Below are 13425 nucleotides of genomic sequence, written 5' to 3' on the forward strand. Positions count from 1 at the left end.
TTGGGGTAAGAGCTTCGTTGGCGCATGGAAATCCCGGCGATAAGGGCTATCGCGTCCGCTTAAAAATACGCGGACACCATCGCCCTTAATGCTGGAGTTCGGAAGGTGAGTTGGCCGGACGCTTACCGCCAAAGACCTATAACGGCAACACCAAGTTTGAAGATGGTGATCTGCGCTACTGGTCGTGGTGCTCTCAGCAGGGCTACGCATCTGGTCGGGTCAATAAGTGTCTGTTCGATGAGCAGATTCCGGTGGACGCTAACGGCTACTACACCTTGGTACTTAGTCGCGAAAGTGACCGCCCACGCAATGCAATCAACGAGTGTGGTGTGTCCTGGTTGCCAATCGCGGATGTGGGCGACGGTACCGGTGATCCGGATCTGAGTTTCCTGGTTCTGCGCAACATGCTGGGCCGTGGTGAGTTCAAACACGCAGTGCAGAATATTAAGTCGCAAGAAACTATCCAGCAGGATATGGGCGACTACTTCCCGCGTGCTCGCTACACCACAGTTTCTTCGTTCGAGACGGCAGTTCCTTGCCAAGTAGAGAAACGTTAAGTGGCTTAAAACAATATAGCTTCTTGGTCGTCGGCGGGGTTCCTGATGTTTCCAGAGCCCTGTCGCGATTAGGCTGGCTGGCGATTAATTTAATTTTTTCGTGGATAATTAAAGCTTTCAAGTTGCTTGTTTTTTATTGCTGTTTTTTACGCGTAAAGATTTTTAATTTGAAATGAAAAAGCTGTTGGTAGTTGTCGATTACTTAATTCGTCACATAGCTCTAATGGTGTCTGGATTTTCGGTGAGACCTTGTGGGGTTAGTGATGGCTATTTCAGGTAAGTGTTCAAATGACGCATTTGGCGCTCGCTGGTAATAATGCTATTGGCAGCCGCTAGAGATATGTTTGATTCGTGTTTTTATAAGCAGCAAATTAATCTGGTGCGATATCCATAATCGCCGATTAAATAGAAGTAAATATAATAAAAATAGGAGGCTGTTTCGTGAGATTTGAAAGAAGTGAGTCCGGCCTGATTAATCCGTTGTTGTTGAAGATGACAGCTTGCATAACCCCGCTAGCGCTCATGATTTCACTGCAGGCTCAGGCGGGTGAGTTTGCATTAGGTGAAATCACGGGGCGCGCCAACGGTAGCATCAGTGTGGGTGGAATCTGGAATGCTGAGAAACCCGATTCAAACCTGATTTTTCAGGGTAATGCTGATCATATCGGCTACGGCTCGGCTGGTGAGTTCAACCCTTCAGGTGCGCGTAACGGTGATGACGGCCGCCTGAATTTTCGTAAGCGCAATTTGGTGTCTTCACCGATCACCCTATTGGCGGAAACCGAGTTGAACTGGCGTAATTATGGGGTCTTTCTGCGCGGTAAGGCCTGGTACGACTACACCTTGAACAACCGTGAGGTCGACCATGGCCATTCAGCCAATGGTTACCAGGTGGGTGCCAAGCTCAACGATAGCGGCTTCGACGATCTGGCCAAGTTCCAAGGCGTTGCCTTGCTGGATGCCTATGTATTTGGTGACTTCGAAGTCGGCGAGCGACCGTTGCACTTACGCGGCGGTAATCAGGTAATTAACTGGGGCGAGGGGTTGTTCTTCCAGAATGGCCTCAACTCGATCAACCCAGTGGATCTTGCCGCGTTACGCCGCCCGGGCTCTCAGTTGAAGGAAGCTCTACTCCCGGTGCCACTGCTCTTCGCCAACTTCGGTATCACCGACAGCCTCAACCTTGAGGTGTTTTACCAGTTGCAATGGCGTGAGACCGTTCTGGAAGGTTGCGGTACCTACTTTGCTAGCAACGACTTGATCCAGGATGGATGTTTCGGCTTGGCCAGGGGCGGTATTGCTGCCAACCCTAATGATGAGGCTGGTTATGCCAAGGGCCTCTATGTGCATCGGCTGGAGGACGACGAGCCATCTGACAGCGGTCAGTTTGGTATGGCCATGCGCTATTTCGCCGACAGCATAAGCACCGAGTTCGGCGCCTATGCCATGAATATCCATTCGCGCACCCCGCAGAACCGCGCGCGCACCGACTTGCGCCCTGCGGTTGGAGCGGGCTGGATCGCAGGTCAGGAGGCCACCAACGCCAAGTATTTCATGGCCTTCCCCGAGGACGTCCGCATCTTCGGTCTTAGTTTTTCCACCAGCCTCCTGGGTGCCTCAGTGTTCGGCGAGTACAGCTACCGTCCGAATCAGCCCGTGGGGCTTTCCCTCGGCGACACCATCCCGAGCACCTTCGGCAATCCCAATCTACTCATTCCCGGTGCACCGCTGGCAGGGGAGATGAAGGCTGCCGCCCCCGGCTCGCTGATCAATGGTTATGACCGCCTGGAGGTGTCGCAGCTGTCACTTGGGTTTATTAAGAGCTTCCCCCGAGTGTTGGGCGCGGATGGTCTTGATGTAACCGGTGAGGTCGCGATGAAGTACATGCATGACTTGCCGGCGCTGAGTGAGCGTCGTTACGGGAAAACCGAGGCATACGGCAGCAACATGGCTGATGGCCAGGGGATTGGTTCGCCAGGCTGCAACGCTGGGGTGCCAGAGCAAAGTTACAAAAAAATCGGTTGTAGCCGTGACGGCTTTGTCACGGACCTTTCCTGGGGCTATCGCCTGCGTGCCCAGTTGAATTATTCGGGTTTGCTGGCCGGGGTCAACGTATCGCCATTTATGACCTTCGGTCAGGACGTAAAGGGCTGGTCCCACGACGGTAACTTCGTCGAAGACCGACTGCTGGGTTCGCTGGGGGTAAGGGCTAGCTACAAGCAAAACTATTCGGCCGAACTGTCCTGGTCTGGTACCGGTAATACGCCGCTCGTAGTGACCGACCGTGATTTCGTCGCGTTCAACCTGCGCATGGGCTTCTGATCTCGAGGTAATCCAATGAACAAGAATCTTCTCTCCGCTGCCATTCTCGGCACCCTTCTCAGCCTAACCAGTGCAACGGCCCTGGCCAAGCTGGATGCCAGTGAAATTGCCCGCTTGGGCCAAGACCTGACGCCCACCGGCGCCGAGCAAGCGGGCAATGCCGACGGCAGCATTCCTGCCTGGAGCGGTGGCCTTACCCAGCCGCCGGCCGGTTACAGTGCGGCCAAGGGTTATATCGATCCCTTCGCGAATGAACAACCGTTGTACACCGTTACAGCGGCCAACATGGCGCAATATGCCGACCGGTTGATGCCAGGGTACAAGGCGCTGCTGGCGAAGTTTCCCAGCTACAAGCTGAACGTCTATCCGAGTCATCGCACTGCTGCGCTGCCCCAGCACGAGTACGAGCTGATCCGCGAAGAGGCCGCTAAGCTCGAGCTTAACGGCGATAGCATGGTCAACTATCAGAAAACCTCGGTGCCTTTTCCTATTCCCAAGTCGGGTCTGGAGGCCATGTGGAACCACCTGACGCGCTATCGTACCGGTGGCTTTCTCGATTACCCGACTGAAATGGTGGTGCAGGCCAACGGCTCATTTACTCCGGTGCGCCGAATGCGAAAATTTGCCATGGCCTCAAGCATGACCAACCCGGAGCCGAACCGGCTGTACTATTTCTGGAATAGCGTTACCTCCCCAGAAAGTATCGCCGGCAGCCAGACTCTGGTGCATGAGCCACTCGACCAAACCAAGGAGTCCCGGCTGGCCTGGCAGTACAACCCAGGGCAGCGGCGCGTGCTGCGCGCGCCCGAGTTCTCTTATGACACGCCGCCAGGTGCCTCCGATGGCTTGCGTACCAACGACTCAGCTGACATGTACAACGGCGCGCCCGACAAGTACGACTGGAAGCTGGTAGGCAAAAAAGAAATGCTTGTGCCTTACAACACTTACAAGCTGGCCGATACTTCGCTGAAGTACGAGCAGATCATTCAGCCCAACCACTTCAACCAGGACCTACTGCGCTACGAGCCACATCGCGTCTGGGTGGTCGAGGCCACGCTGAAGCCGGGTGAGCGGCATATCTACGCCAAGCGGGTCTTCTATCTCGACGAGGACAGCTGGAGCATCCTGGCCTCGGACATTTATGACAGTCGTGGCGAACTTTGGCGCTTTCATGAGGCCCACGCGTTGCAGCGCTACGACATTTTGTCCAGTTTTCATATAAGTGAGGTTTCCTACGACCTGCAGGCACGCCGTTACCTAGTGGTTAACCTGCAGAACCAGGAGATCCCAATCAAGTTCAACGTTCCGGCGAACTTGAAAGATTTTAGTCCCTCGGCTCTGCGTCGCAGCGGCCGCTGATTAACTGTTTACTCCGTGGTCTTTGGGTGGAAAGCGGTTAGCGCTTTCCCCCTTTTTTACTTTCTGAGACGCTGGCCATGAAAAAATACAACCAACCAGCGCTGAGGTTGCTCTGCCTGTTGTCTGTCGGCCTGGCGGCCTTGCCGCTCAGCGCCGCGCCACTGGTCGATCGCCTTGAGCGCGCCGCCCGAATTTCCCCCTTAGCCAGCGAGTCGCCCCTCACCGATGGGCAGTTGGTCGGCGATTATCTGGTGACGGTGGGGGGCAGCGGCCACGTGCTGTTGCGCTCGCCCTCCGGCGAGATCCAGCAGGCACAAGTGCCGGTCGATGTTCTGCTGACCTCGGTGCATTTCCCCGATGCCAACAACGGCTGGGCCGTCGGCCATGACGGTGTGGTCCTGCATAGCACCGATGGCGGCAAGACCTGGAGCAAGCAACTCGACGGCAGTGCCATAAGCGCTTTGATGTTGAAGTGGGCCGAGGCCGAGATGGCGCGTTTGGAATTAGCCAGTGCGGCGGCGCCAGACGACGAGGCGCTGCATACCGAGTTGGAGAATGTCATCTTCGCCTTCGATGATGCTAAAGCCGGTATCGAGTCAGGCCCGGCACGCCCGCTGCTGGATGTGTGGTTCCGCGATGCGCAGCAAGGCTGGGCGGTTGGTGCCTATGGGATCCTTGTGCATACCCGCGATGGCGGGAAAAGCTGGGAATTTGTCTCGACCCTGGAAAACCCCGAGCGTTTGCACTTCAATGCGGTCCTCGGTCTGCGCGACGGCAGTCTAGTGGTCGCCGGCGAAGGCGGGCGTCTGTACCGCTCTAGTGATGACGGCCAGCACTGGACAGTGATCACGCCAATGAGCCCGGCCTCGCTGTACAAACTGCAGCAGCTGAGCGATGGCCGCCTACTGGCCTTGGGCTTCGGCGGTACCTTGCTGGCCAGCCAGGATCAGGGCCTGAGCTGGCAGGTCATCCCGCTGCCGGTGCGCGCGGGTCTGTACGGCGCCGCACAACTGGCGGACGGCAGCTTGCTGCTGACCGGGCAAGGTGGCGTGGTGCTGTACAGCACCGATGGCCAGCAGTTCAAAGTTTGGCAGGCGGCCGCTAAGGCGCCTTGGCTCGGCGTGGCGCAAGTGTCTGCCGAGCAACTGGCGCTGATTGGTAGCGCCGGCCTCATCACCATGCCCTTGGCAGAGCTCAAGGAGCAGCTGCAATGAATGCCAAACTGAACGACGGGTCTAGCCCGCAACTTGAGACCAGCGCTTTGCAGCGGCTGGTTGGTTTCACCGAACGTGCACTGTTTCGCAATCGCGTGGTGGTGCTTCTGTTCTTCTTGGTCCTTTCGCTGTTGCTCGGCTACCAGGCCCTGGGCTTGCGCCCAGACGCCAGCTTCAGCCGGATGATCCCGACCGGCCACCCGTTTATCCAGAACTACCTGCAGTTTGAGAGCGTGCTCCGGCCGCAGAGTAACGTGCTGCGCGTGGTGGTGGAAAACCCCAAGGGCGACATTGTCAGCAAGGAGTTCCTTGAGACTCTGCGCGAGGTCAACGATAGGATTTTCTACATCCCTGGCGTCGATCGCGGCAATTTGAAATCGCTGTGGACCCCTAACGCGCTCTGGGCTGAAGTCACCACCGAAGGCTTGCGCGCCGGCCGGGTGATTCCCGACACCTACGACGGGAGCCCAGAGGCGTTGGCACAGGTGCGGCAGAACATCCAGCGCGCCAACATGCTCGGCAGCTTCGTCGCCAACGACTTCAAGTCGGCGGTGATCCGGGTGCCACTGCTGGAGATGAACCCAGAGACCGGCGAGCCGCTGGACTACGGTGCCTTTACCCAAGCGCTGGAAAAGCAGGTGCGCGAGCATTTCGGTGTACAGGGCGTGAATATCCGCGTGATCGGCTTCGCCCAGATCATCGGTGATCTGCTGGCCGCTGCCACCGACATCGCGCTGTTCTTCGCTATCACAGTCGGCCTGATTAGCCTGATGCTCTATCTCTATTGCCGCTGCTGGCGCAGTACCGCAGTAACCGTGGTGACTTGCCTGCTCACCGTGGCTTGTCAGCTTGGCCTGTTGCACCTTTTCGGTTTCGGTCTGGACCCATACTCGATCTTGGTGCCGTTCCTGATCTTCGCCATAGGCATCAGCCACGCGGTGCAGAACATTAACCTGATGATGAGCGCGATGGGGCATGGCGCCACGCCGCTGGTTGCCGCGCAACACACCTTCCGCGCCCTATTCATTCCTGGCACCACGGCGCTGCTGGCCGATGCGGTGGGGTTTATCACCTTGTTGGTGATCGACATTGGTGTGATCCAGCAGCTGGCAATCACCGCCAGCATTGGCGTGTTCGTCGCCATTTTTACCAAGATGTTCCTGCTGCCGGTGCTGATGTCCTACGCCGGCATCAGTCCGCGCGGCTTGCGTGAGCAGGAAAAGCGAGCCAATTCGTCCTGGCCTATCTTCCGCCGCCTGTCGGCCGTGGTCGAACCGCGCGTGGCGCTGCCGCTGATCGCCCTCAGCGTGATGCTGCTCGGCGTCGGCTACTACGCCCGTCAAGATCTGAAAATTGGAGACCTGGACAAGGGCGCACCGGAGTTCCGTCCGGAAGCGCGCTACAACCAGGACAACGCTTACTTGCTCAAGCACTACAGCACCAGCACTGATGTTTATGTAGTGATGTTCAAGACACCGGCTGAACAGTGCGCACGCTTCGCCGCTGCCGACCTGGCCAACCAGTTCGAACAGAGCATGCGTGAAGTCAAAGGTGTGGAATCGGTGCAGTCGCTCTATCGCACCATGCGCTTCAACATCCTTGCGCGCAATGAGGGCAACCCGAAGTGGGCCGAACTGTCGCGCGATCAGTTCGTGATGAACAATGCCCGCTCAGGTGTCGCTGCCGAGTTCGTCGACCCCAACTGCAGCGTGGCGCCAATCAGCCTGTATCTGAGTGACCACAAGGCCGAGACGCTGACCCGGGTGGTCAGCGCGGTCGAGGCCTTCAGCAAGCAGTACGACACAGGAGACTTCGAGATCCTCCAGGCGGCAGGTAATGCCGGCATTGAGGCGGCGACTAACATCGTCATCGAGCAGTCCGAGAAGCTGATGCTGCTCCTGGTGTTTGTGATCATCTCGCTAGTGGTCTGGTGGGAGTTTAATTCGATCAAAGTGACCATCGCCTTGATGGCGCCGCTGTACCTGTCAACCGTGCTGTGCGAAGCGGTGATGGCGCAGATGGGCCTGGGAGTGAAGATCGCCACGCTACCGGTGATTGCCCTCGGCGTCGGCATCGGTGTCGACTATGGCATCTACCTGTACAGTCGCATGGAAGGCTTTCTGCACCAGGGCCTGAAATTCCGTGCGGCGTTCTTTGAAGCGTTGAAAACTACCGGCACCTCGGTGGCCTTCACTGGCATCACTCTGGCCATGGGTGTAGCCACCTGGTCGTTCTCGGCACTGAAGTTCCAGGCCGACATGGGCCTGCTGCTGGTGTTGCTCTTCATCTGGAACATGGTAGGTGCACTGGTTTTGTTGCCGGCCATCGCCTCGATGCTGATGTGCAATAAAGAAACTCGCTGAAACTGAAAGCCTCTAGCTTTAGGACATGTTAGAGGCTCGCTTATGGTGCTTCGGAAGCAGCTGTAGCGCGCTATTTTTCGCCATCCCCTGGACATTGTCCTTCGCGCAGGGGATTCGCCCGACGACGCTCAAACCACCTGTTGAGGAGATGCTGATTTCGAGCTCTCCTCCTATCGCCAGCATGCGCGAGCGCATGCTGGCGATCCCTTGGCCTTCATTGAGATTCAGCGGGTGCCTGTTGCTGCAGCCGCTGTCCACCACAGCGAACGAAATCCCATCCCGTTCTTGGCGCAATGTAACTTTCGCCGTTGCCCCTGCTCCTGCATGTTTAGCTGCGTTCTGTAGGGCTTCGACACAGCAGAAGTAAATTGCTCGTTCGGCGAGCGGGCTTTCGCGTCTCGGTGCTTGAAAGTCCGTGACTACTGGCAAGCCCGCATTATTGGCGGCCTCTCCCAAGGCTGCTGCCAGTCCTCGCTCAGCCAGTAGTGGCGGAGTAAGGCCATGTGCCAGCGTACGCAGTTCGGTGATGGCGGCATCAATGTCCGTTGCCATTTCCACTAGCAGTGCATCCGCTCGGCTCGGATCGCTATCGACCAGGCGTCTGGTCACGCTGATCTTCATACGCAGCGCGAGTAAGCGTTGCTGTGCACCATCGTGTAGGTCTTGTTCAAGCCGGCGGCGCTCCTCTTCCGCGACAGTTTCAGAATGGGCATGGGCACCGGCCAAGGCAGATTCGAATTGCCAATTGACGATGGCGTTATGGATCGAGCTAACAACTGCCTCCAGCAACATCGGCTCTTCCAACAAGGCGCGGTTATGAATCAGGATTGCGCTAGGTTGGTCATTGAGGTCATGCAGTACGCGTACGGCTTGCTCCTTGGCACTTGGTTCGGGTAACGGCACGACTTGTTGGGATGAGTTAATCCAGCGCCCAGTGTTTGGCTCCCAAATACCTAGCTCCAGTGATGGGTCATCCAGAGCATTCGCCATCATGGTTTTCAGGCCTTGCAGGTTCGGCCGGCGCCTTAATCCGGTCACTAACCGATGTAGCGCTTGGGCGGTGTAGAGCCGGCTGCGCAGCAAGCCCAAGGCAATAGCTAACGGAACGGCCCAGAAGGTAAAGGTAAGCAACAACAAGCCAGTCCCGGTTGTCAGGAAAAACGCCATGCATAGCGTGCGGGCGACAGAGGCGAGTAGTACGGGGGCGAGCGAGCGACGCATCAGTGTGGAGGCCTGTCGCAGTCGCTGTAGCAAGTACAGGCTGGTCGCGATCAGGATGCCTGTGTTGACGATGCGAAAGGCATTCAGCAGGAGGTTGGACCAGGTAGGGTGGTCGGCAATAAACAGTAAATTGTCCTGGCACACGTCAGTGCAGGAGGGCAGTGGGCCGAAGCGCGGCACGTGCGGAGTCAGCATCACGCTGGGTAGCCATAGCAAGGCAATAGCAGCGATAGCTGCGCCAATCAGCATACCCTCACGTCGGTCGGTGATGCGCCCAGTCGGGAAGGTCAGCACCACCCACACCAGCAGCGCTTCAGCACAGGGGCGAACGGTTCTGCCAATCGTATAGAGCAGATCATTGGTCGAATAAATTAGGGGATGAAGCGCGTAAGCTACAGCGAGCATTCCGAGCAATATCCAGAGCGGGCGTTGTGGGTAGCGGGCGCGCACGGTCATCGCCACGCCGGAAACCAACATCACGCCAACGCCGGCCATCAAGGCGTCGATTATTCGTGTCGAGCCCGCGCCTGTCGCCATGATCCCGGCAACTATGGTTACCGTGCCTCCACCGAGGATAGCGAGCCAGGGTTTTAGGCTTTTCATTGGCCGTTACGTGATAAATAAAGCAGCGTCGCTTGTACCCGGCGGCTGATGCTTTCGTCGTTGGCCAAGCCAAGGCGGCCGAAAATCTCGCTTATATGTTTTTCCACCGCCCGCTGGGTTACTCCCCTGTCGCGCGCAATGGCAAGGTTGCTCTTACCTGTCGCAAGGTCGGCCATGATTTCCCGCTGGCGTGGTGTTAGCTCTTCTAAGGGGGAGCGCTGGTGCTTGCGCGACAGCAGGGATTCAATTAGTTGCGTATCAATTCGACACTCACCAGTTGCAACCGCATGAATGGTAGACACCAGATGATCGAGGTCGTGAATACGATCCTTTAACAGGTATCCACGCCCAGATGCCCCTTTCTCCAGTAGCTCGGTTGCATACTGTGAGCTGCCATGTTGGCTCAGCACGATTACGCCTATATCCGGATGGCTCTGGCGCAGATGTTCTGCTACTCGCATGCCCTCATCCGTTTGCGTAGGCGGCATGCGGATGTCTGTCATGACAACCTGTGGTGGATTTGCTTCTACCGCTGCAAGCAGCGCGGTTGGGTCAGCATAAAGCCCGACTACACGAACTCTTGGAGACTGGGCAAGAATCTGCGACAAGCCCTCGCGAATAAGGTAGCTATCGTCGGCAATTGCCACGCTGATAGGAGGTGCCGAAAAAGTGACATTGTCAGAACTGTGCATCGCGTTCATGAAGTTAAACGACCAGTATTATTGTAGGTATTTGGTTGATCCTATCAGATGCCTGAAGATGCTCTATGAAAAGCATAATGTCTGCTTTTTTCCCGCATCTTCCTGTCACGGCCGGCAGAGAGCGGCCAGAAGCGGAACTTGCTGAAAGCGCCTTAACTACGTCAAATTGACCAGACGCCATCAATGATGAACGCTAAGCAGCGCCAGCAAGATCCCGACGCTAAGTCAAATGCTAGAGCCGGAATAGCAATTGGATCTCAACCTATCTGCGGTGATTTCAAAGTGCCACCCTTCGTGATAAAAGCGATTGGACCACTACGCGATCCCAAGGAAGGCATATGGCACTTAGATTCCCCAACCACCCTTACTACATTCCGATCATTAAGTGGCAGTCCTGGGAGCAGAGAGCTCTGCTTCAGACTCGGGGAGACGTTAAGCCCTACGTTCGCCCCTGCATCGAGGTCCGTCACTCGAATCAACACAGCAGCCTGGTAGGGAATTTCCAAACAGCTTGGGGAGCCCCTGCATTGGTAGATTATGCGAATCCCGAAGGGCGGCTCGTTGGCATTCGTCCTTTAGAATTTGAGGCGTTCCTTCAGATCGCAAAAGCTAACGGCTTTCCAACTCTTCCAGTTATCAATCCGTTAGATGCCCCTCTGCTACGCCCTGCGCTACTTGGTCTAGTGCAATCCTTCCCTGAGATTTTCCTACGCTTACGTATCAGTGGATTAACAGTTAATGCTGAGCACTACACCCAGACGATGATGGCCGCACAGGTACTATCAAGGCCTGGCAACCGTATTCATCTTATGGTCGATCTAGGTGTTACTCCCGCTTGGGAAGCCGCAGAGGTACCCGCCTTTACAGGCATGATGGCGGCGTTCAAGAACGCAGGGTTTTCCCAAATTCATGTGGCATCAGGTGCGTTCCCCGAGAGTCTTGCGGCCGTAAAAACGGTAGCTAACTTGCCACGCCGAGACTGGTCTCTATGGGCCGCGCTGAATACCAACGCTCCCGGACTGCTTCTCGGATATTCAGACTATGGGACGATATCTCCGCGCTGGACTGAGGAGACACTAACTCGCCGCGGCGGCCGTGTTGCCATTCGCTATGCAAGGAACCTTGACTGGTTGGTGTTGCGAGCTGACGGAAGCAAGTCAGAGCATTCAGTTGCTATCTCGACTTTGATGGTGACCGTGCATGCAGCCTCCTTCAAAGGCCGAGAGTATTCCTATGGGGACGAATTAATGTAACCGTCCGGGCAACACACCTACCTGAGCGCGTCGCCTAAGGCGATGGTGTCCACCTGATTTTAAGTGGACACCATTTCTAGCCTTTTTAAGGGGACGCTCATGCAACAAGAACGCCGTACCTATTCCAAATCCTTCAAGGCCCAAGTCGTTGCCGAGTGTGCGCTGCCTGACACCTCGATTGCGAGTGTTGCGCTGACCCACAACCTCAACGCCAATCTCGTCCATAAGTGGATTCGGCTGCATGGGCAGAAAAGTCTAACCCTGCAAACTTCCTTCATCCCGATCAAGTCACCGGTTCCGGTGGCTATGCATCAAACGCTTCCCAGCATAATTCGAATCGAAGTACCGTCCCAAAAAGGTGTGGTCGTTGTGAATTGGCCTGCCGAAAATGCAGCCGCGTGTTCCGTGTTCCTGCGCGACCTGCTGCGATGATCCGTATCGATTCCATCTGGCTCGCCACTGAACCGATGGACATGCGCGCCGGTACCGAAACCGCCCTTGCCCGGGTGATTGCGGTGTTCGGTGCGGCGCAGCCGCACTGCGCTTACCTATTTGCCAATCGCCGCGCCACGCGTATGAAGGTGTTGGTGCACGACGGGTTTGGCGTCTGGTTAGCGGCGCGCCGTTTAAATCAAGGTAAGTTTCACTGGCCCGGCATTCGGCATGGCGCCGAGATGGCGTTGGATGCCGAGCAACTTCAGGCCTTGGTGCTTGGCCTGCCCTGGCAACGTGTTGGGGCTGGCGGTGCAATCACGCTGCTTTAAAAGGCAGCCATTATCTGCTTGGCCTACTGCCGCAAGCGGCTTGCCTTGGTAAAATCCACGGCATGACTTCCTCGCCCAATCTTGACCAAATGACCTCCGAGCAACTGCGTGCATTCGCTGCGCAGTTGCTGTTCCAGGTTGACTCTCTGGGACAGCAAGTCGACACGATGGGCAAGAAGATCCACCGCGATCAAACCGTCATCGAGCAGCTCAGCCACGAAATCGCGCTGCTTAAACGGCACAAGTTTGCCAAGCGCAGCGAGCAACTGAGCCCTGATCAGGGCAGCCTGCTCGACGATCTGCTGGATACGGATATCGCGGCTATCGAGGCCGAACTGAAGGCGGTCAATCCACCTGCTGCGCCGGCCGAACCACGCCAGCAACCCAAGCGTGCAGCCTTACCAGCGCAGTTTCCGCGCACCGTGATCCGTCACGAGCCAGAAAACACCCAGTGCGCGTGCGGCTGCCAGCTTCAGCGTATCGGCGAGGACGTCAGTGAAAAGCTCGATTACACACCGGGCGTGTTCACAGTCGAGCAGCATGTCCGTGGAAAATGGGCCTGCCGCCAGTGCGAAACGCTGATCCAAGCACCGGTGCCGGCGCAGGTTATCGACAAAGGCATCCCGACCGCAGGACTATTGGCTCACGTGATGGTGGCCAAGTTTGCTGACCATTTACCTTTGTACCGACAAGAGAAAATCTTTGGCCGTGCCGGCCTAACCATCGCTCGTTCAACACTGGCGCAGTGGGTCGGCCAAACCGGCGTTCAGCTCCAACCGTTGGTCGATGCGCTGCGCGAGGCGGTACTGGCCCAGGGCGTGATTCACGCCGATGAAACGCCGGTGCAGATGCTCGCGCCGGGCGAGAAGAAAACCCATCGCGCTTACGTCTGGGCCTACTGCACGACGCCATTCTCGGCGCTCAAGGCTGTGGTTTACGACTGTTGCCGCTGACCGAAAACTGACCCAGTAGAGGCTGTTCTGCCGACTGAAAACTGACCCAGGTGTTCAACTGCTTCTGCTCAATTTTTGAGCAGGAGAACACAGGGTGATCAGTATGGAAATGATG

At 56.8% G+C, this 13425-nt stretch carries 10 protein-coding genes and 1 pseudogene; 9 read left to right on the top strand and 2 right to left on the bottom strand.

The window, feature by feature from the left end; all coding sequences use genetic code 11:
* Nucleotides 1-110 precede the first annotated feature (110 nt).
* The 5 genes from HBN63_RS20675 (at nucleotide 111) to HBN63_RS20695 (ending at nucleotide 7815) form a co-directional block, all read left to right on the top strand.
* Nucleotides 111-557: a hypothetical protein gene (locus HBN63_RS20675; RefSeq protein ID WP_170050724.1), complete on the top strand. Its 447-nt coding sequence runs from the start codon at nucleotides 111-113 to the stop codon at nucleotides 555-557.
* A gap of 492 nt (nucleotides 558-1049) precedes the next feature.
* Nucleotides 1050-2879, top strand: a complete 1830-nt coding sequence (locus HBN63_RS20680; RefSeq protein WP_051600791.1) for a DUF1302 domain-containing protein — start codon at nucleotides 1050-1052, stop codon at nucleotides 2877-2879.
* 15 nt (nucleotides 2880-2894) lie between these two features.
* Nucleotides 2895-4238: a DUF1329 domain-containing protein gene (locus tag HBN63_RS20685; protein ID WP_024014386.1), complete on the top strand. Its 1344-nt coding sequence runs from the start codon at nucleotides 2895-2897 to the stop codon at nucleotides 4236-4238.
* A gap of 77 nt (nucleotides 4239-4315) precedes the next feature.
* Nucleotides 4316-5452, top strand: coding sequence for a YCF48-related protein (locus HBN63_RS20690; protein ID WP_024014387.1), 1137 nt, complete (start codon nucleotides 4316-4318; stop codon nucleotides 5450-5452).
* A complete protein-coding gene (locus HBN63_RS20695) occupies nucleotides 5449-7815 on the top strand; it encodes an MMPL family transporter (RefSeq protein ID WP_024014388.1) in 2367 nt (788 codons plus the stop codon). The genes HBN63_RS20690 and HBN63_RS20695 overlap by 4 nt, the downstream gene beginning before the upstream one ends.
* An 18-nt stretch (nucleotides 7816-7833) precedes the next feature.
* Here the strand turns inward: HBN63_RS20695 and HBN63_RS20700 are convergent, their stop codons facing one another.
* The gene (locus tag HBN63_RS20700; protein ID WP_024014389.1) at nucleotides 7834-9639 is read right to left on the bottom strand and encodes a histidine kinase; all 1806 of its coding nucleotides are present in this window, start codon (nucleotides 9637-9639) and stop codon (nucleotides 7834-7836) included.
* Nucleotides 9636-10340 carry a response regulator transcription factor gene (locus tag HBN63_RS20705; RefSeq protein ID WP_196644563.1) on the bottom strand — a complete coding sequence of 235 codons (705 nt, stop codon included), beginning with the start codon at nucleotides 10338-10340 and terminating at the stop codon, nucleotides 9636-9638. Before HBN63_RS20705 ends, HBN63_RS20700 begins: the two co-directional genes overlap by 4 nt.
* Before the next feature lie 338 nt (nucleotides 10341-10678).
* Between HBN63_RS20705 and HBN63_RS20710 the strand changes: the two genes are divergently transcribed.
* From HBN63_RS20710 to HBN63_RS20725, 4 genes and pseudogenes are all read left to right on the top strand, one after another.
* Nucleotides 10679-11593: a hypothetical protein gene (locus HBN63_RS20710; RefSeq protein ID WP_170050725.1), complete on the top strand. Its 915-nt coding sequence runs from the start codon at nucleotides 10679-10681 to the stop codon at nucleotides 11591-11593.
* A gap of 99 nt (nucleotides 11594-11692) precedes the next feature.
* Nucleotides 11693-12025: a transposase gene (locus HBN63_RS20715; protein WP_095038627.1), complete on the top strand. Its 333-nt coding sequence runs from the start codon at nucleotides 11693-11695 to the stop codon at nucleotides 12023-12025.
* The gene (gene tnpB / locus HBN63_RS22055; RefSeq protein ID WP_095038628.1) at nucleotides 12022-12357 is read left to right on the top strand and encodes an IS66 family insertion sequence element accessory protein TnpB; all 336 of its coding nucleotides are present in this window, start codon (nucleotides 12022-12024) and stop codon (nucleotides 12355-12357) included. The genes HBN63_RS20715 and tnpB overlap by 4 nt, the downstream gene beginning before the upstream one ends.
* A 62-nt stretch (nucleotides 12358-12419) precedes the next feature.
* Nucleotides 12420-13298, top strand: a pseudogene (locus HBN63_RS20725) (IS66 family transposase); the annotation flags it as partial.
* Between the last annotated feature and the right edge of the window lie 127 nt (nucleotides 13299-13425).

The sequence above is a fragment of the Pseudomonas sp. WS 5011 genome (assembly GCF_012985775.1).
Lineage (GTDB): Bacteria > Pseudomonadota > Gammaproteobacteria > Pseudomonadales > Pseudomonadaceae > Aquipseudomonas > Aquipseudomonas peli.